This window comes from Mycobacterium sp. NPDC003449, assembly GCF_053588415.1.
The window spans coordinates 1-22,957 of the sequence record NZ_JBSFPX010000084.1; the positions used below are offsets into that span (position 1 = coordinate 1).

Annotated in this window: 22 protein-coding genes; 7 read left to right on the top strand and 15 right to left on the bottom strand. The window is 67.7% G+C overall.

All coding sequences use genetic code 11. The features are described 5' to 3' along the window. The 5 genes from ACWDTP_RS20695 to ACWDTP_RS20715 all read left to right on the top strand — a co-directional run. Positions 1–570 (top strand): GntR family transcriptional regulator (locus ACWDTP_RS20695; RefSeq protein ID WP_450023130.1); only part of this gene is annotated, 570 nt, incomplete at its 5' end. Next, positions 567–2,105 carry an MFS transporter gene (locus tag ACWDTP_RS20700; protein WP_450023132.1) on the top strand — a complete coding sequence of 513 codons (1,539 nt, stop codon included), beginning with the start codon at positions 567–569 and terminating at the stop codon, positions 2,103–2,105. The genes ACWDTP_RS20695 and ACWDTP_RS20700, both read left to right, overlap by 4 nt. Next, positions 2,083–2,337, top strand: a complete 255-nt coding sequence (locus tag ACWDTP_RS20705; RefSeq protein WP_450023134.1) for an LppP/LprE family lipoprotein — start codon at positions 2,083–2,085, stop codon at positions 2,335–2,337. The genes ACWDTP_RS20700 and ACWDTP_RS20705 overlap by 23 nt, the downstream gene beginning before the upstream one ends. 20 nt (positions 2,338–2,357) lie before the next feature. After that, a complete protein-coding gene (locus tag ACWDTP_RS20710) occupies positions 2,358–2,558 on the top strand; it encodes a hypothetical protein (protein WP_450023183.1) in 201 nt (66 codons plus the stop codon). Between the two features lie 102 nt (positions 2,559–2,660). Then, positions 2,661–6,119 carry a protein kinase domain-containing protein gene (locus tag ACWDTP_RS20715; protein ID WP_450023135.1) on the top strand — a complete coding sequence of 1,153 codons (3,459 nt, stop codon included), beginning with the start codon at positions 2,661–2,663 and terminating at the stop codon, positions 6,117–6,119. Between the two features lie 15 nt (positions 6,120–6,134). Here ACWDTP_RS20715 and ACWDTP_RS20720 read toward each other — a convergent pair whose 3' ends face one another. Next, positions 6,135–7,187: an alpha/beta fold hydrolase gene (locus tag ACWDTP_RS20720; RefSeq protein WP_450023137.1), complete on the bottom strand. Its 1,053-nt coding sequence runs from the start codon at positions 7,185–7,187 to the stop codon at positions 6,135–6,137. Between the two features lie 242 nt (positions 7,188–7,429). Between ACWDTP_RS20720 and ACWDTP_RS20725 the strand changes: the two genes are divergently transcribed. Continuing rightward, complete coding sequence (locus ACWDTP_RS20725; RefSeq protein WP_450023139.1) at positions 7,430–8,179, top strand: SDR family oxidoreductase; 750 nt, start codon at positions 7,430–7,432, stop codon at positions 8,177–8,179. Between the two features lie 9 nt (positions 8,180–8,188). Here the strand turns inward: ACWDTP_RS20725 and ACWDTP_RS20730 are convergent, their stop codons facing one another. The 13 genes from ACWDTP_RS20730 to ACWDTP_RS20790 all read right to left on the bottom strand — a co-directional run bounded on the left by ACWDTP_RS20730 (position 8,189) and on the right by ACWDTP_RS20790 (position 21,852). After that, positions 8,189–9,331, bottom strand: a complete 1,143-nt coding sequence (locus ACWDTP_RS20730) for a 1,4-beta-xylanase (protein ID WP_450023141.1) — start codon at positions 9,329–9,331, stop codon at positions 8,189–8,191. Positions 9,332–9,544: 213 nt separating this feature from the next. Then, positions 9,545–10,075, bottom strand: a complete 531-nt coding sequence (locus tag ACWDTP_RS20735) for a chorismate mutase (protein ID WP_450023143.1) — start codon at positions 10,073–10,075, stop codon at positions 9,545–9,547. Between the two features lie 97 nt (positions 10,076–10,172). Further along, entirely contained in the window at positions 10,173–10,484 is a 312-nt protein-coding gene (locus ACWDTP_RS20740; protein ID WP_450023145.1) for a ketopantoate reductase family protein, read from the bottom strand. A gap of 15 nt (positions 10,485–10,499) precedes the next feature. Beyond that, the gene (locus ACWDTP_RS20745; RefSeq protein WP_450023147.1) at positions 10,500–11,462 is read right to left on the bottom strand and encodes a dihydrodipicolinate synthase family protein; all 963 of its coding nucleotides are present in this window, start codon (positions 11,460–11,462) and stop codon (positions 10,500–10,502) included. After that, entirely contained in the window at positions 11,459–12,061 is a 603-nt protein-coding gene (locus tag ACWDTP_RS20750) for an RraA family protein (RefSeq protein WP_450023149.1), read from the bottom strand. The genes ACWDTP_RS20745 and ACWDTP_RS20750 overlap by 4 nt, the downstream gene beginning before the upstream one ends. Positions 12,062–12,087: 26 nt before the next feature. Further along, the gene (locus ACWDTP_RS20755) at positions 12,088–13,107 is read right to left on the bottom strand and encodes a tripartite tricarboxylate transporter substrate-binding protein (protein WP_450023151.1); all 1,020 of its coding nucleotides are present in this window, start codon (positions 13,105–13,107) and stop codon (positions 12,088–12,090) included. Between the two features lie 20 nt (positions 13,108–13,127). Continuing rightward, complete coding sequence (locus tag ACWDTP_RS20760) at positions 13,128–14,693, bottom strand: tripartite tricarboxylate transporter permease (protein ID WP_450023153.1); 1,566 nt, start codon at positions 14,691–14,693, stop codon at positions 13,128–13,130. 12 nt (positions 14,694–14,705) lie between these two features. Beyond that, a complete protein-coding gene (locus ACWDTP_RS20765; RefSeq protein WP_450023155.1) occupies positions 14,706–15,302 on the bottom strand; it encodes a tripartite tricarboxylate transporter TctB family protein in 597 nt (198 codons plus the stop codon). Then, positions 15,280–16,128 carry a MurR/RpiR family transcriptional regulator gene (locus ACWDTP_RS20770; RefSeq protein ID WP_450023156.1) on the bottom strand — a complete coding sequence of 283 codons (849 nt, stop codon included), beginning with the start codon at positions 16,126–16,128 and terminating at the stop codon, positions 15,280–15,282. Before ACWDTP_RS20770 ends, ACWDTP_RS20765 begins: the two co-directional genes overlap by 23 nt. A 141-nt stretch (positions 16,129–16,269) precedes the next feature. Further along, positions 16,270–18,930 carry an excinuclease ABC subunit A gene (locus ACWDTP_RS20775; protein WP_450023158.1) on the bottom strand — a complete coding sequence of 887 codons (2,661 nt, stop codon included), beginning with the start codon at positions 18,928–18,930 and terminating at the stop codon, positions 16,270–16,272. Positions 18,931–19,041: 111 nt separating this feature from the next. Continuing rightward, the gene (locus ACWDTP_RS20780) at positions 19,042–19,182 is read right to left on the bottom strand and encodes a hypothetical protein (RefSeq protein WP_450023160.1); all 141 of its coding nucleotides are present in this window, start codon (positions 19,180–19,182) and stop codon (positions 19,042–19,044) included. 46 nt (positions 19,183–19,228) lie between these two features. Next, on the bottom strand, positions 19,229–20,164 hold the full coding sequence (locus tag ACWDTP_RS20785; protein ID WP_450023181.1) for an aromatic alcohol reductase: 936 nt from the start codon (positions 20,162–20,164) through the stop codon (positions 19,229–19,231). A gap of 284 nt (positions 20,165–20,448) precedes the next feature. Continuing rightward, positions 20,449–21,852, bottom strand: coding sequence for an amidase (locus ACWDTP_RS20790; RefSeq protein WP_450023162.1), 1,404 nt, complete (start codon positions 21,850–21,852; stop codon positions 20,449–20,451). A 147-nt stretch (positions 21,853–21,999) separates the two neighbouring features. On the opposite strand from ACWDTP_RS20790, the gene ACWDTP_RS20795 reads away from it, so the two are divergent. Beyond that, a complete protein-coding gene (locus ACWDTP_RS20795) occupies positions 22,000–22,569 on the top strand; it encodes a TetR/AcrR family transcriptional regulator (protein WP_450023164.1) in 570 nt (189 codons plus the stop codon). A gap of 12 nt (positions 22,570–22,581) precedes the next feature. Here the strand turns inward: ACWDTP_RS20795 and ACWDTP_RS20800 are convergent, their stop codons facing one another. After that, positions 22,582–22,929: a cupin domain-containing protein gene (locus ACWDTP_RS20800; protein ID WP_450023166.1), complete on the bottom strand. Its 348-nt coding sequence runs from the start codon at positions 22,927–22,929 to the stop codon at positions 22,582–22,584. Positions 22,930–22,957 lie beyond the last annotated feature (28 nt).

Below are 22,957 nucleotides of genomic sequence, written 5' to 3' on the forward strand. Positions count from 1 at the left end.
CGCGGCGGTCAGCTGCTCAGCGAAGTCGAGGTGGCCAACCAGCTCGGGGTCAGCCGGACCCCCGTCCACGAAGCATTTCTGCGCCTGGCCGCTGAGGACCTGCTGGAGATGCTGCCCCGCCGCGGCGCCGTCGTCGTCCCGGTGCCGTCCCGTGAGGCCACCGACCTGCTGGAGATGCGCCTGGCACTCGAGACCGCCGCGGTCCGCAGGCTGTGCCGCTCGCCCGAAGCCGTCGACCAGCTCTTCACCGAACTGACCGATCTCGTCGACCAGCAGCGGCGCGGCGCGGCGGCCGGGAATGCCCAGCAGTTCGCCTCGGCCGACGACGCCTTTCACCGCCGCATCGTGGACGTGGCGGGCAACGCGATCGCCCAACGGTTCTACGACTCCCTCAGCGATCGGCAACGCCGCATGATGGCCGCCGTCGCGCGATCGGACTCCGCCCGGTTGGCCCAGATCATGGCTGAGCACGGCGACCTGATCACCGCCATCGGTGCGCGTGACGTGCAGGCATTCGAGGCCGGGCTGCTGGCCCATCTGGAGGCGACACACCGGGTGGTGCTCGGATGACCAGTGCCACAACAGCATCCGTTAGGACCCGGATCAACCCGTGGGTCGCCGTTGCCGCCGCCGCCTTCTGCATCGGTTGGGGCGGAAACCAATTCACCCCGCTGCTGATCGCCTACACGCAGCATGCCGGCTACAGCCGGGTGGACGTCGACGTGCTGCTCGGCGCCTATGTCGTCGGTCTGGTGCCGGGGCTGCTGGTGGCGTCGACCCTTTCTGACCGGCACGGCCGCCGCCCGGTGATGGCCTTCGGCGTACTCAGCTCGGCGATCGGCAGCGTGATCATCGCCGTCGGCGACGTCTGGGGTTTCGCGGCCCTGTTCGGCGGCCGGCTGCTGAGCGGTTTGGCCGTCGGGATCGCGGTGGCCGTGGGATCGGCCTGGATCGCCGAACTCTCGCGTCCCCCATTCGACGACGCCCCCGCCGGGGCCGGGGCGCGGCGCGCCTCGATCTGCCTGTCCCTCGGGCTCGGGGTGGGGCCGCTGTGCGCCGGGCTGCTCGCCGCGTTCGCCCCGCTGCCGTTGGTGCTGACCTACCTCGTCCACGCGGCGCTCTGTTTGCCCGCGCTGTGGGCGCTGCGCCGCCGCACCGTGGAAACCCGGATCCCGCAGCGCGGGGCCGGGTCCATCGGCACTCTGCTGCACGGCCTGCGGGTCCCGATCGCCGGACACCGCCGGTTCCTGCGCGTCGTTGTTCCCATGGCGCCGTGGATCTTCGGCTCGGCGGCCGTCGCCTACGCGATCGTCCCGGAGCTGGTGTCCGAGCGGCTCGGGCACTGGGCGCTGCTCTACACCGCGGGCCTGACCGTGCTGACGCTGGGTTGCGGCGTGCTGATCCAGCCGATCGCCCGCCGTCTCGACGACCGGTCGAGCGCGCGCGCCGTGGTGGTCTCGATGGTCTTGATGACCCTCGGCGTCTTCGCGGCGGTGGCCACCGCGGTCACCAAGTCACCAACCCTGGCCGTGTTCGTGGCGATGCTGCTCGGCAGTGCGTACGGGATCGCCATCGTCTCAGGGCTTCTGGAGATCCAGCGGATCGCCGACCCCGACGAGCTGGCCGGAATCTCCGGTGTCTACTACTCGCTGGCCTATGTCGGGTTCCTGCTGCCCGCCGCGCTGGCCGCGCTGGCGCACTACCTGAGCTATCCGGTCATGCTGACCGCGGTCGGAATCATCGCGGCGGTGTGTACAGCGCTGTGCGCATCGGGATGGTCCAGGCATCTCGAACCACGGACCCACTGCCCTACCCTTGACGGATCCGCATCCTCGGAACGGAAGGGGCGAGATGACACGCCGGGTCGGATATCTGGCCGTCGTGGTCCTGCTGGTCGCCGGCCTCGCGGCCTGGTCAGGACGGCACACCCCGGCATCGGCGGCGTGCGGCCCGGACGAGGCGAGCGCGCTGCGGTCGGCGCTGGACGGACTTCCCGCCGAGCCCGGCACCGGTCGCCGCTTCGCCGAAAGGCCGCTGCAGAGCAACTACAACCCGTGCGCCGACGTGTCGACGATCCTGGTGATGATCGAGGGCGGCACCGGTAGCTCGCCGGTGGCGGCCTTGATGTTTCACCGCGGCACGTTCCTGGGCACCGGCACCTCGAAGGCTTACGGTTTCACCTCGTTGGACGCCGACGCGTCCACCGGCGACACCGTGGTGCTGCGCTACCGGTCCGGGCAGAGCTGCACCGCCTGCGGCGACGGAACGGTGAGCACCGTGCGTTACCACTGGAACGGGACCAAGGTCGACATGCTCGACCCGCCACCGCCGCAGTGAGCGGCGGGTACCGTCGAGGCGTGCGCAGCATTCTCGTCACCGTGTGCGGCGTCGTGGGCGTGTTCGTGATGCTCTTCGGCGTGCTGTTCTCCCTTCAAGGATTCGGCGTGGTGGGCGGAAGCCCGATGAGCAACACCACGACGTGGTCCATTCTCGGGCCGATCATCGCGGTGATCGGCGCCGTCATCGCGGTCGCCGCGTGGCGGTCCCGCGGCTCCTGAGGTTCACCGTTTCGATCGCCGGGCCCGTCGGCAAAGCCGGCGTTATGCTCGGGACGGTGGCTACGGTGCTGCCATGACGCCATTGGAACTTCGAGGCGAACGATGGGCCGTAACGATCCGCTGCCGACCCAGCGGGATCTGCCCGCCGGGATCCCGGCGGAGCTGACCGCAGCCGGTTTCGAAGACCCCGAGGAGATCAGGCAGGGCGGGTTCGGTGTGGTGTACCGCTGCACCCAGCGCACGCTGCGACGCACCGTCGCGGTCAAGGTCCTCACCGCCGATCTGGAGCCGGAGAACCTCGAACGCTTCATGCGTGAGCAGGTCGCGATGGGCAAGCTGTCCGGGCATCCGAACATCGTCAACATCTTCCAGGTCGGCACCACCGCGAGCGGTCGGCCCTACATCGTGATGCAGTACCACCCGCACGGCTCGCTGGGCTCGAAGATCCACGACGACGGGCCGCTCGGCTGGCAGGATGCGCTGCGCGTCGGGGTGAAGATGGCCGGTGCGCTGGAGACCGCGCACCGGCGCGACACCCTGCACCGCGACGTCAAACCGGCCAACATCCTGCTCACCGAGTACGGCGAACCCCAGCTGACCGATTTCGGCATCGCCCGGGTCATCGGCGGGTTCGAGACGGCCGACGGTGCGGTCATGGGCTCACCCGCCTACACCGCCCCGGAGGTCCTGGTCGGCGAAGCACCCGGCGCGACCTCCGATGTGTACAGCCTGGCGTCGACGTTGTTCAGCGCGGGCACCGGGCACGCGGTGTTCGAGCGCCGCAAGGGTGAGCAGATGGTGGCCCAGTTCCTGCGGATAACCCGGCATCCGATGCCGAACCTGCGGGACTCGGGCCTGCCCGCCGATGTGTGCACGATGATCGAGCAGGCAATGTCGCGCGACCCCGAGGACCGCCCGGCGACCGCCGAGGCGTTCGGCGAACAACTGCGCGAGCTGCAACGCCGCCACGGCCTCCCGGTCGACGATATGCCCGTGCCGATACCGGCTCCCGCGGTGCACCACGACCCGGCGACGGCTCCGGGAACCCCCTCCACCGGCTACCCGGTGCGGACGATGACCCCACCCGCGCCCGCCACCCGCTTCCAGCGCCCGGTGTCGAACCGGGCTCTGGTCGAGCGGGCCCGCCTGATCGAAGCCCTTCGGGCCCAACGCGCCAAGAAGCTCACGGTGATCCACGGGCCGACCGGGTTCGGCAAGAGCACGCTGGCCGCGCAGTGGGCCAAACTACTGAGCGCCGAAGGAGTGGCGGTGGCGTGGCTGACCGTCGACCACGACGACAACAACGTGGTCTGGTTCCTGTCCCATCTGATCGAGGCGATCCGCGCGGTGACCCCCGCGCTGGCCTCCGACCTCGGTGAGGTGCTCGAAGAGCACGGCGACGAGGCCGAACGTTACGTGCTGACCTCGCTGATCAACGAGATCCACCAGAGCGACACCCGGATGACCCTGGTGATCGACGACTGGCAGCGGGTGACCGATCCGGCCACCATCGCGGCACTGCGGTATCTGCTGGACAACGTGGCGTCGGGCCTGACCGTGGTGGTCACCAGCCGCAGTCAGAGCGGGGTGCCGATGAGCCGGATGCGCATGCAGGACGAGCTCGTCGAAATCGACGCCACCGCACTGCGTTTCGATGTGGCCGAATCCGAGAGCTTCCTCGTCGAGCTCGGCGGCCTCGACCTGGACCGGGGCGACGTCGAAGAACTCACCGACAAGACCGACGGGTGGGTGGCGGCCCTGCAGCTGGCGTCGCTGTCGCTGCGCGACCGCGAGGATCCGGTCCGGCTGATCGGGACGATGACCGGCCGCCACCACGCGATCAGCGAATTCCTGGCCGAGAACGTGCTCGACACACTCGAACCGTCGATGCTCGATTTCCTGCTCACGACGTCCATCCCGGAGCGGATCTGCGGCGGGCTGGCGGCCGCGCTGGCCGGTGTGGCAGACGGTTCGGCCATGCTCGAGCAGGTCGAGGAACGCGACCTGTTCCTGCACCGGATCGACGATCAGTGGTTCCGCTATCACCAGTTGTTCCGCGACTTCCTGCGGCACCGGCTCGGCCGCGACACCCCGGACCGGATCGGGCAGCTGCACGGTGTGGCCTCGGAATGGTTCGCCGCGCATCACATGGTCAGCGAGGCGGTCGATCACGCGCTGGCCGCCGGCGACGAGCAGCGGGCGGTGGGCCTGGTCGAGAGCGACGGCATCACCCTGGTGGGCAATTCCCAGATGGCCACCCTGATCGGACTGGCCGCGAAACTGCCGGCCGCCGCGGTCCGGTCACATCCCCGCCTGCAACTCGCGCTGGCCTGGGCGAACATCGTGCTGCACCGGATTCCCGCCGCCGAACAGGCGCTGGCACTGGTCGACTCGACGGTGGAGTCGGCGGGGCTGAGCGCCGACGAGATCGCCGACGTGCGGGCCGATGCCGGGGTGGTGCGCGGTGTCGTCGACCTGCGCTGTGACCGGCTGGCCGGCATCGACGAGCACATCGCACCGTGTCTGCGGCGCCGGGACCGGCTGCGGCCGTTCACCGTCGCATCGGCCGCCAACCTGGCCACCTTCGCCGCCGCGTACCGATACGACCGCGACGAGGTCGAGCGGGTGCAGGCCTGGGCGACACCGTTCTACGAGCGCAGCGGGGATGCGTTCACGGTGGTCAACGGGCTGTGCTTCACCGGGTTGGCCCATCATCTGATGCTCGACAACACCGCGGCCGAGACCTGTTTCCGCCGGGCGCTGCGGATCGCGAAGCGATCGGCGGGCATCCATTCCTACACCGCCCGGCTGGCCAGCTCGATGCTCGGTGAACTCCTGTATGAGCGAGGGGATCTCGACGAGGCCGAGCGCCTGCTGGACGAGGGGTACAAGCTCGGGCCGGAGGGCGGGTCGGTCGACTTCAAGATCGCCCGCTACGTGATCAACGCCCGGATCAAGGCCCTGCAGGGCGACCGCCACGGCGCCACCCGGCGGCTCGACGAGGCCACCCGAGTCGCCCGCGCACTGTCGCTGAACCGGTTGCGCGCGTTGGCCGAACATGAGCGGATCCGGCTCGGGCTGCCGCCGCACCCGGAATTCGGCCCGATGCCGGTGACGCCCTACGACGGCAGGCGCCAGCCCGTGGATGCGATGGACGAGATCGCCGTGCAGTTCGAGGAGGCGTCGGCGATCCGCACCCTGATCGCCGGCGACGACCCGGCGGATCGGGAGCTGGCCTGCCGCTGGGCCCAGGAGTGGGTGGACCGGCTGCTGCCGCGCAACCACCCGCAGGCGTTGCTGCGGGCCCGCAGGCTGCTGGGCGCGTGCCTGGCCGCCGATGGCCGCACGGACGCGGCGAAGATCACCGTCGCCACGGTCGCCGCGCAGTGCGCACAGTTGCGGATGCTGCGGTATCTGGTCGACGGCGGCCCCCATGTGCTGGCCACGGTGGCAGACCTGCGCGCCGACCAGCGCGCGGGGCGCTGGAAGGCGCAATGGCCCGAGGTGCCCGCCGAGTTCCTCGACCGGGCACTCGACGCCACCGGGCCGCAGCGGGTGTGACCGAGGCGCGATCCGTCACTTGTGGGCGACGTCGACGATCGCGGAGGTGAACGCGGCCGGCGCCTCCTGGGGCACGTTGTGTCCGATGCCGTCGAGGATCCGGTGCTCGTAGGGGCCCGTGTAGAGGCTGCGGTAGCCGGCTCCGTCCTTGGCGGCCCCGTCGAAGTCGCTGCCGATGGTGATGGTGGGTACCGAGATCACGGGTTTGCCGGCCAGCCGGAGTTCGTCGGCGTCGTAACGGCTTTCACCCGGCGCGAGGCTCAGCCGCCAGCGGTAGTTGTGCACGACGATGTCGGCGTGGTCGGGGTTGTCGAAGGCCGCGGCCGACAGGTCGTAGGTGGCGTCGTCGAATTTCCAGAGCGGTGAGGCGGTCTGCCAGATGAGCCGGTTGAACTCCTTGGTGTTCTGCCGATAGCCGAGTTCGCCTCGCGGCGTGGCGAAGTAGTACTGGTACCACCAGCCCTGCTCGGCCTTGGGCGCCAGCGGCTGGGTGTTGGCGGCCAGGTTCACCACGATATAGCCGCTGACGGCGACCAGCCCGGAGACCCGCTGCGGCCACAGCGCGGCAACGACATTGGCGGTCCGGCCACCCCAGTCGTATCCACCGAGGATCGCGCTCGGGATGTGCAGCGCGTCCATCAGGTCGATCACATCCCTGGCGAGGGCGGCCTGCTGGCCGTTGCGCATGGTGTCGGCGGCGCGGAACCGGGTCGGCCCGAACCCGCGGGCGAACGGCACGATCACCCGGAACCCCTGTCCGGCCAGGTCGGCGGCGACATCGGCGTAGCTGTGGATGTCGTAGGGCCAGCCGTGCAGCAGGATGACCGGTTGACCGTCGGCGGGACCGGACTCGACATAGCTGACGTTGAGCAGTCCGGCGTCGATCTGTTTGACCGGGCCCAGCGTGTGCGCGGGCGCGGCCGGGGCGGTGGGGCCGGCCGCGGGTGCCAGGGTGGCCGGTGTCTCGTTCGGTGTCTCGCTCGGTGCCGACGTGCACGCAGCGAGCGTCAACGCGCCGGCGGCGGCGGTCGTGATGCGGGCGAAGTTTCGTCGGCTGATGCCATTCACTGTCCGTGCTCCGTTCTGGTGGCGCCGGCGGCGGCCCTCCGGCATGTCCCCATCAGATCGCAACCGTCTCATCAAGTCCAACAATCAGATTCGATAGAAGTCATCCATGAGACTGATCATCTGCGGAGCCCCACGACCGTGACGACGCCGACGCCCGGCCACAACTTTATCGTGACCTTATTTTTCCCTTACTTTTCTTAGATTTGGTGTAGGGTTGGGTTTCGGCTACGGAAGGAATCGACATGCAGCCAACCGGATCGCCACGAATCGCCCTGGTGACGGGTGCATCACGGGGCATCGGCGCCGAGGTCGCGCGGCAGCTTGCCGACCCCGACACCCACGTCATCGTCAACTACCGCGAGAAGGCCAAGCGCGCGAACACCATCGCCGAGACCATCCGCGCCGCGGGCGGGCAGGCGTCCACGGCCGGAGCCGACCTTTCCGATCCGGCGGCCGCGGCCGCCATGATCGACGACATCGTCGACCGGTTCGGCAAGCTGGACATGCTGGTGCTCAACGCGTCGGGCGGGTTGGAACAGGGCGCGGACCCGGGCTATGCGATGCGGCTGAACCGCGACGCGCAACGGCGGTTGACCCAGCTGGCGCTGCCGCATATGCCGACCGGCGCCACCATCGTGTTCGTCACCAGCCATCAGGCCCACTTCTATCCGAACAAGGCGGTGCCGAAGGGTTATGGCCCCATCGCCGCCAGCAAGCGGGCCGGTGAAACCGCGCTGTACGGCATGCGCTCCGAGTTCGACCGCAGAGGAATCCGGCTCACCGTGGTGTCGGGGGACATGATCGACGGCACGATCATCGTCAGGCTGCTGCAGCGCCGCGACCCCGAGGTGGTGGAGGCCCGCCGTGGTCGCGCCCCGTTGCCGACGATCGACGAGTTCGCGACGGTGATCGCCCATGCGGCGACCACACCGCACCCCTCGGGCATCGTCTACGTCGGCGGGATCGACTACCTCACCCCGCTGTCGGCGTAACGAGCCCGGTCACGGCGGGTACACCCGCCCGGTGAGATCGCGCACCGTCTGCAGCTCGGTGCCGTGAAACGGCCGCCCGTCGCCGTGGTACAGATCGTGGAACCACACCTTGGGCGGCTCCGGACTCGGATGCTCCCAGGAATCCCACGGCAGGTAGGTCTGGGTCTTTCCGGCGACCAGGCCCCAGCAGTAGGCACCGACATTGTGCCGCCTGGCCACCGGCAGAATTCCCTCGATGGTGCTGCCTTCGGTCCGGGCCAGGTACTCGGTGCACATGATCGGCCGGCCCAGCGGGGCGAGCTCGGCGATGCGGGCCTCGAAGTCCCTCGGGTTGGCGTAGCTGTGGAACGTGATCACATCGGAGTTGGCCAGCTGGATGCTGGCGATTTCGGTGCGCCGGCCCGGATCCGCCCATTCGCCCTCCCACACCGCGCTGGTCAGCGGCTGGATCGGGTCGACCGAGCGGGCCCATTGGAACACCTCGGGGAGCAGGTCCGCCACCCGCTCCACCTTGTCCTCGCGCTCGACGTTGCGGTACACGCTGGCCGGGTTGTCGGGCTCGTTCCACAGATCCCAGCCCAGGATGCGGTCGTCGTCGCGGAACTGGGTCAACACCCCGACGACGTAATCGCGCAGCTCTCGCCGGATCTGGCGGTTGTCGTCGAGACGCTCGGCCCCGGGGCTCTGCACCCAGCGCGAGTTGTGCACACCGGGCCGCGGGGGGCGTTGCGGCCCCAACTTGGGCAGCGGATCCCAGCAGGAGTCAAACAGCACCAAAAGCGGTTTAATGCCGTGGCTCGCGGCGAACCCGACGAACAGCGCCAGCCGGTTCTGGAAGCCCAGCCGATCATGAATCCACAGCTGATCGTGCAGGAACACCCGCAACGTGTTGAACCCCATCAGGCGGGCGATGCGCAATTCGGTGTCGATGCGCTGCAGGTCGAAGGTCTCCGCCTGGAACATCTCCAGTTGATTGACCGCATTAGCCGGAATGTAGTTGGCCCCGACCAGCCAGCCCTGCGCGTCGTACCAGCGTCGGACCCGGTCGGCCGACCAGCGCCCGGACTGGGCCGCACCGGCCCGGGGGATCTGGGGCAGCGTCATGGCGGCGGCCGCCAGCAGCGGTAGCTTGAGCGCGGATCGACGAGCCATCCCCCCACCATAGCCATCCTCGGCGATGTGCCCAGAGCTGCGAAACAACTTGCAATCCTTTGTAATTCGCGGTCGACATCCGTATCATCCGACCGGCTGGACGCCTCCCCGGCACGACCCTACAACCCGTGCATCGATAACCGGCGGGCATCGGGTTACCGCGTGTGCTGGAAGTCACAGCGGCCAGGCAGTTTGCCGGTGACGGCCGCCGGACTAACCGCAGTAGCGGTGTGTGGCGTAGCCGAGGGCCCGTCGATACACATCGTCGAGTCGGCGGTCGGCCGAGACGCTGTCCAGTGCGTTGCGCAGGTCGGCGGTGCAGGCCGGCGCGTGCAGAGCCGGCCATGCCGCGGCGATCTCGTCGACGATGGCGCCGTTCAGCCGGTCGATGGTGCCGCGGATCGACGCCAGTTCGGTGGTGTTGGTGGGCGCGGCGGCCGGGTCGATCTTCCACTGGCCGACGCGGGTGTGCTCGACCGAGGCGGTCGCATCGATCTGGTCCCGGAAGATGTCGTGGACGTAGGCCGTGTCGAGCCGGTGGTCGGCCGCGTCCGCCGTGACCGCGTCGATCACCTGTTGTTCGCGCGCGAGATCGTCGATGGCACCGCCGGAGCGGTATTTGGTCGCCGCGACGTCGTCGGCGGTTTGCAGGCGTTCGGCCGCATGGTCAACCAGTGTGGTCAACGGACTTTCGGGGTCGGCGTGGGCTGTGCCAGGCGTCAACACCGCCAGAGTCAATGCCACCAGTACACCGGTCGAACGCCATCTCCACATGGGTCCATCGTCCCCGAACGTGGGCACCGGGCTCCACTCGGAGCCTCCGGCCGTGTCGGTTCGGAGTTCACGCCGACCGGCCGGCACGTTCGAGGAGGAGGTCGGCGACGTCGGGACCCGCCTTGAGCCGGCCGGCTTCTATCCGCGAGGCGATGTCGACCACGGCGCTGTTCACGGGTGCCGATCCGCCGAGTCGGATCCGCTCGTGCGCGACGTATCCGTTGATCTCGTGCACTTCGCTGCGCCGCCCCTTGTGCCAATCCTGCAGCACCGTGGTCAATTGGGTTGGCGTCGAGTACACGTCGTGGGCGATGTCGAACAGCGCGGCGGCGAACTGCTCGGGCTCGGTGACGTCGGATTCGGCACTGACCGAACGCATCGCCCAACAGGCCCGTCAAGACGACGGCACCCTCATCCCCGATCCACCGCCTGCCCTGCCGTCCGAACAAGGCTGGTGATCCGCGTCGGGCAGAGCGGCGAGGTGCGCCCCAAGGATGTCCCGCAATTCGGCGGGGAAGCTCGGCGCGGGTGCCCGAACCGCCGCATCGGCGAGCACACCGCGCCGTCGCAGCGCCTCCTTGCGCAACGCCAGCCCGATCCCGGGCTGGGCCTCGAAGTTCGCCAGCGGCAGCCACTTCGCGAACGCGCCGTGCGCGGCGGCGACGCCGCCGTCGTCGTAGGCCCGGATCGCTTCGAGCAGAGCCTCGGGCCGGGAGAACCCGGTCATGGCGCCGGCCGCGCCGGCAGCGAGCTCGTCGATCAACCCCACTCCCCCCAGTCCACCGAATACCGGAACGTCGAGGCTGGCCGTCAGTCGCGCGATCGCGAGCGCCGTCGGCGGAGCTTCGGCCTTGACGGCCACGATGAACGGACAGGCCCGCACGGTTTCGACAAGTGTGGATGTCGGGACGACGACGCCGCTCGCGACCGGATAGTCCTGAGCGACGATACCGACACCGGTGGCCCGGTGGACAGCGGTCAGGTGAGCGATAAGTTGTTCGGCGCGAGGGCTGTTGAGCTGCACCATCAGGGCCCGGATTCCGCCCTCGGCGTCGCCGATCACCCGCTCCGCCTGTTCGACCGCGGGTGCGGTGCGCAGCGCGGAGAGCCCGACGATCACCGGGGCGCCGGCTGCCGCGTCGACGACCGTGGAAACCACATCGTCCTGCTCGGCGGAACTCAACGCCGCACCCTCGCCGAATACTCCGAGCGCGACGACGCCCGCCGCACCGATATCGAGGAACAACGCCACCTCGCGGCGCAGCGAATCGGTGTCGACGGCGGCCGAGCCGCCCGTGAACGGCGTCGCGAGAATCCCCCACAGTCCGCGTTCGAGCGCTGCCGCGGTGGCTGTCATTTCGTCTTCACCGGGGGGATTTCGCCGCTGCGGATGGTAGCGAGCCGGTCTCGTTCGTGGCTGCTGCGTTGGTTGGCGCCGGCAAGTGCCTCGGTGAGGTTTTCGGCGGGCACCACGACGACACCATCGTTGTCGGCGACCACCATATCCCCCGAGCGCACCGTCCGGTTCCCCAACTCTACGGGCTCGCCGCGCGCTCCTGGGTCACGTTTCGCGGTGGTGCGCATGGCGATACCGCGGGAGAAGACCGGGAAACCCATCGCCGCGATCTCGTCGACATCGCGCACCGTGCCGTCGATCACCAACCCGGCCACCCCTCGCACCTTGGCGATGCTGGCCAGGATCTCGCCGAAGTAGCCGAATTGCGCGCCGCCGCCGTCGTAGACGATGACCGAGCCGGCCGGTGCCTCCCGGACCGCGTGCTGTAGGGCCAGGTTGTCGCCAACCGGCCCGGCCGCGGGAAAGGCGGGACCGGCGACGCGGGCGCCGGACCAGGCCGGGCGGATCGCCGGGTCCACCCAGCAGTCGAGTCCGCTGCCTTCATAGACGGTGCTGGCACCGAGGGTGGAGAGGCTGTCGAGTATCTCTGAGGTGGGCACGATGAGCTCCTGTCGTCTGGTCGTGGTCAATTTCCGTGACCCTGCTTGCGGGCGAGCGGAACGAGCTCATTCCATTGCGATTCCAGCTCGGCCCAGGTCTTTTCGGTCCATGCGGCGTCTTTGAAGCCGAAGACGAAGCCGCCCGCCTTCATCTTCTCGACGAAGGCCGGATCGGCCAGCGCATCGCTACTCGCTTTGGCCAGGGCATCCTGCAGCTTCTTGGACACGTCCGGGTTGAGGCCGGCGGGCGCCGACGCCACGTTGTAGGAATCCCATTGGAGGTCATAGCCGAGCGATGTGGCGGTGGGCACGCCGTCGAGCCCCGGGATCGGATGTGCCTCAAGCGCCGCGAGTGCCTTGACCTCACCCGTGCTCAGTTGCGACCGGAATGTCGGCACGGTCCCCAGCGACATGTCGATCTCTCCGCCGACCAGCGCGATCAGTTTCTCACTGCCCGAGTCGAACGGAACGATCTTGAGGCTGGTGCCGGTAGCCTGCATGAAGCGCAGCGCGGCGATGTGGTCGTCGCCGTTGAGGCCGTCGACGCCCACAGTGACCGATCCCGGCCTGGCCTTGGCGTCGGCGATCAGCGCCGCCAGATCGGGCCATTTGCCGTTCCCGGCGACGGCGACGATCCCCTGGAACCGGTTGATGGTGCCGATCGGTTCGAAGCTGTCACGTTTGTACGGCGCACGCTTGTCGGGGTCGATGTAGGCCAGCGTGGACGGCAGGTTGGTGAGGCCGATCGTGTGCCCGTCGGGTTCGGCGTTGGCGAGTTCGGTGAGGGCGACCTGCCCACCCGCGCCGACCCTGTTGTCGACGATGATCTTCGTCCCGAGCGTCTTCTCCAGATAGGGCTGGAGATCGCGAACCAGAAGATCTGATGATCCGCCCGCGGTGTAGGGCATCAGGAACGTGACCGGTTGGGTGCCGGGGAACTCGGCGGTATCCGATGACGTCTGGGTCAGCGAGGAGCAGCCGGTCGACAGCGTGAGGCCGGCGACGGCGAGCGCAAGGAGCTTGCACCGGAGGGTATTTCGGATCATGGCGGTTCCTTCGTGTCTCGTCAGACGTGCTCGTTGTGACTGGTGGTCGTGGTGTCGGTGGTGGGCGTCGGGTCCTCCTCGTCGGGTGTGTCGAGCTGCCTGCGCGTGGCCCGAGCTCGCAGCGCGCGGAGCACGATGGGCAGCCCGAGCATCGACAGTCCGGCGACGAGGAAGATCGCGGAGAACGGACTGCTCCACAGAGTGGCGACATCACCGTCCGACAGCAGCAGCGCCCGAACCAGGTTCGTTTCCAGGATGGGGCCGAGGACCATCGTGAGAGCGATCGGCGCCAGCGGGATGTCGGCCTTGCGCAGCCAGTAGCCGATGACGCCGAAGACGCACAGCACCAGGATGTTCAGGGCGGCTCCGTTGACGACGTAGCAGCCCAGCATCATCAGGGCCAACACGGTGCCGAACAACACCGGGTAGGGAATCTTGAGGATCAACAACCAGACTCGGACCAGCGGGACGTTGAGGATCAACCGGATCACGTTGCCCACCAATAGGCTTGCGATAATGGCCCACGCGATGTCGGGATGATCACGGAACAGTAGCGGGCCGGGGGTGAGGGCGTGCACCACGAAGGCGCCCATCAGGATCGCCATCGTCACCGAGGACGGGATGCCCAACGTGAACATCGGCACCATGGTCGCGATTCCGAGCGAGTTGTTGGCCGTCTCCGGGCCCGCCACTCCTTCGACCGCGCCGTGGCCGAACTGGGAACGGTGTTTGCGCGAAAGCCGCTTTTCCAGCACATAGGAGGCGAATGTCGCAGTGGTGCCGGGCGATCCGGGAAGGAGTCCCACCAGGAAGCCGATCACGCTGCCGCGTGCCATCGGGCCGGCCGAACGGCGCCAGTCCTCCCGGCTCGGCGCCAACCGGCCGAGTTCGGGCTTGGCACGCGTGAGCAATCGACTCTCCAGGCCGACCAACATCTCGCTGAGGCCGAACAGACCCATGATGACGGCCACCAGGTCGATCCCGTCGAAGAGGTCGGGCAGGCCGCCGGTGAATCGCGGAGTGCCCAGCACCGGGTCGAGCCCGACCAGCCCGATGGCCAGGCCGATCATCGCGCTGATCAGACCCTTCACCAGGCTGCGCCCGGTCAGGCCGACGACGAGGCCGAGACCCGCGACGCCGATGGCGAAGTACTCACGCGCCCCGAGCGAGAGCGCGGCCTTGGCCAGCGGCGCGGCCAGGATCAACCCGATGATCCCGACCGTGGCTCCGACGAACGATCCGACGGCGGCGATCACCAGCGCGACGCCGCCACGGCCCTGTCGGGACATCGGATAGCCGTCCAACGTTGTTGCCACCGAGGATGGTTCGCCCGGAACGTTCATCAAGACCGAGGTGATGGTTCCGCCGTACATCGATCCGTAGAGAATGGCGGCGATCATGATGATCCCCGGGACGGGACCGACGACATACGTCACCGGCAGCAGCAGCGCCATCGCGGCTGGTGGTCCGAATCCGGGCAGGATCCCGACGACCATTCCCAGCACACAGCCCGCCAACGCGAACAACAGGTTGGTCGGCGTGAGGATTTCGGCGAACCCGCCGATCAGGCTGTCGAATGCATCCACGGTGACCTCGCCTCAGAGCAGACCGACAAGAAGCGGGCGCAGCAGCCCGGTGGGAAGCTGAATCCCGAGCACGGTCGTGACGAGCAGGAAACTGGCTGCGGCGAACAGGATTCCGATGAGTGCGGCCACCCGCAAACGCCCGCCCCCGAGCCGGATCAGAACCGTTACTCCGACGGCGCACACCACCGGGTAACCGATCGGCACCAGACTGAACGCCGCGACGACGAGGGCCGCGACGGACAGCGCCGAGCGGGCCAGGGCATTGCGCGTGGGCGGCGGCTCGGTCTCGACACCGATCCGGTAGACACCGCGCAGGGAACCGACCAGATACAGGACTCCCAGGACGGTGATGATCCCGCCGATGACGCCCGGGAAGAGGCCCGCGCCGGGCAGCCCACCCACCCACATCGGGTAGGACCGGGCGCCGACACAGATCGCCGCACCGAACGCGAGCACCGCGACGGCGGAGACCATGTTCATCGAGCGAAAAGCGGTCGGAGTCCACGTGGCGACCGCCTCGGCCGCGACGACCTCCTCGGCCTGCTCGGTGGCCTGCCGGACCTGGCCGAACAACCCGTCGCCGCGGTCACTGTCCGTGAGACGGTTCATCGTCGCCCACCACCTTCGCGATGTCGTCCAACAGCAGCAGGGCCTTCTCGACGCGTTCCGGCGCAAGGTGGTGCAGTGCGTTCTGGATCGCGTAGCAGATCAGAAACGGGACCATCAGCGAGCGCTGATTGGGGTTCGGGCCGCGAGGGGCCACCAGCAGTTGATCGGGTGTCGGGCGGTAGGTGTAGCCGCCCTCGTCGGCGATCACCGCGGTGATCGCGCCCTTGTCGGTCGCAAAGCTGTTGATGCGATCGACGCGGGAATCGGGACGCCGGAACACGAACGACAGGACCATATCGCCGTCGGAAAGCGTGGTCAGGTGTTCGGCGATCAGCCTGCCGCTGGTGGGCAGGGCCACCGATTGCACACCGAACCGGCGGACCCGCCGCTCAAGCACATTGAGCACGGCACCGGCATAGGGCGGGCCGAACAACATGAGCCGTCGCGCGTCCAGAATCCGCTGCGCCAGCTCGTCGACCTCGTCCTGACGCACCAGCCTGGCCAGCCGGCTCATCGCCCCCACCTCGTCGTCGACCAGGGATTCGAGCGTGTAGGTGGCGCGGCTGCGGACCCGTTCGGCACTCGTGAGCGCGGTGCCCTGCCCCGCCGCACTGGCCAATTCGGCCCTCAGTTCGCGGTAACCCGAGTACCCGAGCTGACGGGCCAGGCGGATCACCGTGGCTTCGTGCACCCCTATTCGACCGGCGACTTCGGTCGCACTGAGCTGCGACATCTCCTCGGGGTCGGCCAGCAGGAGGTTCAGTGCCCGGCGACTCGAGTTGGTCAGCGTTCCGTCGAGTTGCCGGGCGACCTCATGGATGCCCATACACCACCCCTCCATAAATCCTGCATTCCTGCGCAGGTTGTCAGGTTAGTGCTTCAGGTCACACGGGCACAAGGGATCGCGGCAAGTCACTTTTCTGGGGCCATGCACCGACCGCAGTGCTGATTGCTCAGGCGTGCGGCCCTACTCGGCGGCCCGTGAGTCGGAGATGGCGGCGGCGAGGTAGGGGGCACTCACGCTGTCGGTGTGGGTCGACGCCGCGGCTGGTGTGCCGGTGGCAACGACGCGACCGCCGTCTCCTCCGGCGCCGGGACCGAGGTCGATGACATAGTCGGCTTGAGCCACGACACGCATATCGAGTTCGACAACCACGACCGTGTTACCGGTGTCCACCAGCTTCTGCAGGTGCAGCATCAACCGGTCGGTGTCTGCGGGGTGCAATCCGGCACTGGGCTCGTCGAGCAGGTAGAGCGCGTCTCCGCGATGGGCCCGTTGCAGCTCGGTGGCGAGCTTGACGCGCTGGGCTTCGCCGCCGGACAGTTCGGTCGCCGGCTGCCCGAGCCTCAGATAACCCAGCCCGACGTCACACAGCACCGTCAGCGAGCGCAGCACCTCGGCGTCGCCGTCGAAGAATTCCCGGGCCTGCTCCACCCCCATCTCCAGGATCTCCGCAATGTTGCGATCCCGCCAGGTGATCTCCAACGTGTCTGCCTTGTAACGAGTCCCGCCGCAGTCCGGGCAGGGGGTGTAGACGCTGGGCAGAAACAGCAACTCGACCATCACCCACCCCTCACCCTCGCAGGTGGGGCAACGGCCCGAGGCGACGTTGAACGAGAACCGCCCAGCCTTATACCCGCGACGCCGCGCTTCCGGTGTCTCGGCGAAGCGACGACGGATGTAGTCGAACATTCCGGTGTAGGTGGCGACGTTCGACCGGGGCGTGCGGCCGATGGGCTTCTGGTCGATGCACACCACACGACGCAGCCCGCCGATATCGCCGACGATCCGGCCGTCCACCGGCGCGGACTCGCCGGCCAGCAGCAGGTCGTTGTCATCGGACACGTCATCGGTCGAACCACTCACCGGCGCGCCCAGGTACTCGGCGACCAACGTCGGCAGCGCCTGACTGACCAGGCTCGACTTTCCCGAGCCCGAGACCCCGGTGACCGCGGTCAGACATTTCAGCGGGAACGACACCGACACGTCATGAAGGTTGTTGCGGCTCACCTGTTCCAGCCGCAGCCAGCCGCCGGGCTCGCGCGGGGTGCGCGTCACCGGCGGCGTCAAACCGAACAGGTAACGGCGCGTAGCCGATTCGGTTACCTGGTCAAGACCGTTCGGCGGACCGCTGTAGAGAATCCGGCCACCGCCCTCGCCGGCTCCGGGACCGATGTCGACCAACCAGTCGGCGGCACCGATGATGTCGAGTGAGTGCTCGACCACGAACACACTGTTACCACGCCGCTTCAAGCCCTCCAGGATGCCCAGCAGTGCATCCCGATCGCGCGGGTGCAGCCCGGCCGAAGGTTCGTCGAGCACGTACACGACCCCGAACAGCTGCGACGACAACTGGGTTGCCAGCCGCAGACGTTGCAGCTCACCCGACGACAACGTCGGGGTGCTGCGATCCAGCGACAGATAGCCCAAGCCCAGATCCATGATCGGTTGCAACCGTTCAAGCAGTTCGGTCGCCAAACGCCCGGCTGCAGCGCGTTTTTCGATGGACATGTTGGGTGTGTGCCGGATATCTGGGGCCGCCTTGTGCGCTGATCCACCGGCCGCCACCCGGTGTTGTACCGCCGCCCGCCGCGCGGACTGGTCGAGGACGTCGCCGGGACCGACACCGGTCGGCGTCCAGGTCTCGTCGACCACCGGTTCCAACACCTGTGCCAGCCGAATCAACGAAAGTCCGGACAGGTCGCCGATATCGAACCCCTCGAAAGTGACCGACAACGCCTCGGGCTTGAGCAGCTTGCCCTGACATGTCGAGCAGACCGTGCTGCTCACGAACTGGGAAACCCGCTTCTTCACCGACGCGCTCTTGGTGTTGGCGAACGTGTCCAAGACATAACGCCGCGCGCCGACGAAAGTGCCTTGGTAACTGGGCTCCACGTTCTGTTTGACGGCCCGGCGCGTCTGCGCCGGAGTGAACCCCGCGTACACCGGCACGGTCGGGCGCTCCTCGGTGTACAGGATCCACTCCCGATGCTTTTTCGGCAGCTCCTTCCACGGTCTGTCGACGTCATAGCCAAGCGACACCAGGATGTCGCGCAGATTCTGCCCGTACCAGGCCGGCGGCCACGACGCGATGGCCCGATCCCGGATGGTCAGCGACGGATCCGGCACCATCAGCGCCTCGGGCACCTCATACACCCGGCCGATACCGTGGCACGACGGACACGCACCCTGCACGGTGTTCGGTGAGAAATCCTCCGCGAACAACATCGGCTGATCAGCCGGATAGTTCCCGGCACGCGAATAGAGCATCCGCACCAGGCTCGACAACGTCGTCACACTCCCCACCGACGACCGCGCACCACCCGCTCCACGCTGCTGCTGCAACGCCACCGCGGGCGGCATCCCCTCGATCGAGTCGACGTCGGGAACACCTACCTGCTCGATCAGTCGGCGGGCGTACGGGGCCACCGACTCCAGATACCGGCGCTGCGATTCGGCGAACAACGTGCCGAACGCCAGCGACGACTTACCCGACCCCGACACCCCGGTGAACACCACCAACGCATCCCGCGGAACATCGACGTCGACGTTCCTGAGGTTGTGTTCACGGGCCCCGCGCACCCGGACACCGGCCGGTATGCCCACCGGCCGGTCAGACGAGCCCATCACAACATCCTGACGGCATAGCGCGACACTAGCCGCCGGCGCGTAGCACACATTCGGCCGCCCGGACGACTACGGGAGCGTTGCCGCTAGATATCCGGCGGATTGTGCCCGCTAAGGCACGGTAAATTCTGCGGACCCGCCGTTCAACGGTGTGATGGAACCACCGACGAGGGGCTGCCCGTCGCCATTCAGTTGATCGGCCCGCACCTCGGTGATGCGGTCGCGCTCCGCGCCGCCGCCTTCGAACACCACATGCGGGCCGCGGATCTGTGGCCCGACCGGGGACGAATCGCGACGCTCACACCAGGTTCGCCCGCGCCCATTCCTCGGCCGTGAGCGTCCGGATGCCCCGAACTGCGTTGTACGACTGATCTTTCGGCCAGGCAACACCGCTGGTGCGTGCGAAGACCGCGCGATATTTACGCATCGTGTCGCCGGGATCCTGCCGCAACTGATCGAAGAGGAAGTCGGTGGACCATTCATCGCGGGTGACGGTGGTTCCGCGGACCCGGTCGACGATGTCGGCGAGTTCGCGGTAGCTGATGGTGTCGCCAGCGAGATAGACCACAGCATCGCGTATGCGTGGCTGGGCGAAGACGACGTCTGCGGTCAGCACACCGATGTCTTCCGGAGTGGTGAGGGTGACTTCGTTGTCCCAGCTTCCCAAGGCATGCACCGTGCTAGAGACGAGATCGACAACACCGAAGGCAGGTTCGAAGAGAAAACTGGTGAACATCCCGGTGGAGACGATGACCCATTCTGTGTCGTGCTGGTGGCGCAACAGATCTCGGACATCGAGCTGCTCATCGAAAAGCGGTTGCGCACTGCCGCGGCCGATCTTGTCGTAGTCGACGCCGAACTGCCAGGGGAAATACCGCGCCACTGCGGCGGTGAGGGCCGCTTGGGCGAGCTTGCGCTGGGTGCCTGACCCCGCCGCGAAGCCGATGCAGCTGATGACGGTGTGATACCGGCTCATGATGGCCGCGAGCTCAGCAACCGATGCGGTCGCCACGTCGGCATATTCGATGACGACGCCCAGTTTCTCCAGCTCGGCGTTGCGCGCAGAGGCGGCAGCACCGGGGGTTGGTCGACGCAACAGCGCGGCAATGCCGGCCGCCCCGGGGTGAGCCGCGACGTGGTGGATGAGCGCGCCGAGCACGCTCGCGCCGAGTTCTCCTGCCCCGATGACGAGGATCGACGGGCTCTCGCCGGATGGAGGTGGTAAAGCGGGCATGGCCTCGATTTCTGGTAGTGGTTCCGACGGCGACGCCTTGGCCACCATCGAACTCAACCGCCAGGTAGGCCTTGATGATTCCCGCGCGTTCTCAGAGCTCCGCAGGCAACAGCCGAAGAGGTTCTGGTGTCGTCGTTGCCGCCTCTCCGCGATGCGCCCCGGCGTCACACGAACCTAGCGCCGGTGGTCTAGAGAATCATCGCCGGCGGAGCATCCGCTCCATGACCCGCAGCGCGACGCGGGCCGCCACCGACGGCGGCAGCAGCCTGGCCAGGACGAAGGGGTCAGATGTTCGGCCGTAGCCCGCGGACCGGGCTGGCCGACTCCAGCAGTGCGGCCAGGTGCAGAACGGTCGCCTCGGCCGACCAGGCGGACACCAGCTGCACGTTGATCGGCAGGCCATCGCCACTCGTGCCGAACCGCATCGACAGCGCAGGCAAACCGGTCACATTGAAGGGCACGGTGGCGCCCTGGATGTAGGTGGCATCCACGCGCTGACCGTTGATGACGAATTCCCTGGCACCGTGCGTGTGCGCGGGAATGGGCAGGACGGGGCACAGCAGGGCGTCGTAGCGCCGGAAGTAGTCGGCGAAACCGTCCCTGAGTCGCTCGGCGGCCTGCTCGGCCTGGATGTAATCGGTCATCGACGTATCCGGTCTGGCACGCATGTATTTGGCCATCGTGAACAACTCGTCGTCGGCTCGGCCGGCGGTCGCCTCGGCAAAGGCGGGCTTGAGCTCCATCACGTGCAGGCGATTGAACACATCGAGGGCGAAATCGCGTTCCAACGCGGGGATACGCACGGGTTCCACGACTGAGCCGGTATCGGCAAGTGCGTCGGCGGCGGCCTCCACGGTGGCCGCGACCTCGGGGTCGATCGGCCCGAAGCCGGGCTCGACCAGCCAGCCGACTCGAAACGGTCGGTCCGGCGAGACACCAGCGTCGAACCCCACGGTGCTGGAGGCGAAGGCGTCGGCACCGTCGGGGCCGGCGAGAAGTGAATAGGCCAAGGCGATGTCGCGCACGCTGCGTGCCATCGGGCCGACGTGCCAGAAGCGCCGCGGCGCGCGCGGCCAGATACCGGTCATCGGGATGCGTCCATGCGTCGCCTTGAGCCCGACGATCCCGGTCTGGGCCGCCGGGCCACGCACCGAGATGGCCAGATCGGTGCCGAGCCCCAGTGGTGACATACCCGCGGCGATGGCCGCCGACTCTCCCCCACTCGACCCGCCGGGCGTGCGATCGAGGCTCCACGGATTGTTCGACCTGCCCGTGAGCAGATTGTCGGTCTCCGTCGAATAGGAGAACTCGGGGAGATTGGTCTTCGCGACCACGATCGCACCCGCACTCTTCAACCGCGCGACGCTGACCGCATCGGCTTCGGGGATGCGGCCCTTGAAGATCGGCGAACCGCGCTGGGTCAGCACGTCGGCGGTGTCGATCGAATCCTTCACCGAGATCGGCACCCCGTGCAACGGGCCGAGTTCCGCACCGGAGAGCACCGCCGCTTCGGCGGCCCGGGCTGCGTCGAGCGTGTCGCCGGCGACCGTGACGATCGCGTTGAGCTTCGGATTGACCGCGCCGATCCGATCAAGGTGGGCTTGCATCACCTCGACGGGAGAGACTTCCCGCGTCCGAATCAGTTCAGCCAGTGTGGTCGCGTCGAAACCAGTGATCTCGGGGCTCATTGTTCGTCCTTTCAGCTTTCCTACCTGCCACTCGGTAGGGAGGCTACCTGGCGGCAGATAGGTTGTCTACCTGGCGGCAGGTAGGTAGCTTGGTGAGGTGTCGCCGGGCGATCGGCGAATGTGCCCCGAACAGGAGAGTTGGCAGCGATGAGTGAGGTGACCCCGAACAGGGAGAAGATCCTGGCGTCCGCCACCCGCGTTGCACAGACACGCGGCTATGGCGGGTTGAGCTTTCGGGATCTCGCCAAGGACGTGGGCATCAAGGCCGCGAGTGTCTACCACTACTTCCCCAGCAAGGCCGAACTCGGTGCGGCGGTAGCCAGGCGTTACTGGGAAGACTCAGCGGCCACGCTGGAGTCGCTGTCAGCGCAATCCCAGGACCCGATGCAGGCCCTGCGCCGCTACCCCGAGACGTTTCGCAAGGCACTCGAGAACGACAACCGGATGTGCCTGTGCAGCTATATGGCTGCCGAATACGACGACCTGCCGGAGACGGTCAAACATGAAGTACAGACCTTCACCGACGTCAACGTCGCGTGGCTGACCAGGCTCCTGTCGGAGGCGTCCGTGGTCACCGGTGCCGACGCCGAAACCCGGGCACGCGCCATCTTCGCGGCCGTCGCCGGCGCGCAACTCATCGCGAGGAGCCGTTCGGACATCTCGCTCTACGACACTCTGATCGAAAGTTACCGCGCGGCAGGGCTTCTGCCGACCTGAGGCCCGGGTCCGCTACTGATTGCTCCAGGCGGGTTTGCCGCCTGCGGCGTTGGACGTGACGGACGGCCCGATGATCAGGAATCTGGCCTCGCTGTGCGCCACTGGACGGTGTTCGACGCCGCGCGGCACGACGAACAGGTCACCGGGCGCCAGTGCGACATCGCGGTCACGTAGCTGCACCGTCAGCGCGCCTTCGACGAGGAGAAACACCTCGTCCTGATCGTCGTGAGAATGCCAATTCGTCGAGCCGACGCCCTTGGCCACTTTGAACAGGTTGCCGTTGGCCTCGGCCACGACACGCTGCGACCAGTATTCGGTCAAGGTGTCCAGTTCGGCGGTCAAGGTGATGCGCTCGGTCACGATGGTCGACGGTAGACGTCCCGCATCG

Bases quoted from the DNA above. Each gene is read 5' to 3' on its own strand.
- ACWDTP_RS20700 (WP_450023132.1), top strand. From the start codon at position 567: ATGACCAGTGCCACAACAGCATCCGTTAGGACCCGGATCAACCCGTGG.
- ACWDTP_RS20705 (WP_450023134.1), top strand. From the start codon at position 2,083: ATGATCGAGGGCGGCACCGGTAGCTCGCCGGTGGCGGCCTTGATGTTT.
- ACWDTP_RS20715 (WP_450023135.1), top strand. From the start codon at position 2,661: ATGGGCCGTAACGATCCGCTGCCGACCCAGCGGGATCTGCCCGCCGGG.
- ACWDTP_RS20725 (WP_450023139.1), top strand. From the start codon at position 7,430: ATGCAGCCAACCGGATCGCCACGAATCGCCCTGGTGACGGGTGCATCA.
- ACWDTP_RS20730 (WP_450023141.1), bottom strand. From the start codon at position 9,331: ATGGCTCGTCGATCCGCGCTCAAGCTACCGCTGCTGGCGGCCGCCGCC.
- ACWDTP_RS20740 (WP_450023145.1), bottom strand. From the start codon at position 10,484: ATGCGTTCGGTCAGTGCCGAATCCGACGTCACCGAGCCCGAGCAGTTC.
- ACWDTP_RS20745 (WP_450023147.1), bottom strand. From the start codon at position 11,462: ATGACAGCCACCGCGGCAGCGCTCGAACGCGGACTGTGGGGGATTCTC.
- ACWDTP_RS20755 (WP_450023151.1), bottom strand. From the start codon at position 13,107: ATGATCCGAAATACCCTCCGGTGCAAGCTCCTTGCGCTCGCCGTCGCC.
- ACWDTP_RS20765 (WP_450023155.1), bottom strand. From the start codon at position 15,302: ATGAACCGTCTCACGGACAGTGACCGCGGCGACGGGTTGTTCGGCCAG.
- ACWDTP_RS20770 (WP_450023156.1), bottom strand. From the start codon at position 16,128: ATGGGCATCCATGAGGTCGCCCGGCAACTCGACGGAACGCTGACCAAC.
- ACWDTP_RS20775 (WP_450023158.1), bottom strand. From the start codon at position 18,930: ATGGGCTCGTCTGACCGGCCGGTGGGCATACCGGCCGGTGTCCGGGTG.
- ACWDTP_RS20785 (WP_450023181.1), bottom strand. From the start codon at position 20,164: ATGCCCGCTTTACCACCTCCATCCGGCGAGAGCCCGTCGATCCTCGTC.
- ACWDTP_RS20790 (WP_450023162.1), bottom strand. From the start codon at position 21,852: ATGAGCCCCGAGATCACTGGTTTCGACGCGACCACACTGGCTGAACTG.
- ACWDTP_RS20795 (WP_450023164.1), top strand. From the start codon at position 22,000: ATGAGTGAGGTGACCCCGAACAGGGAGAAGATCCTGGCGTCCGCCACC.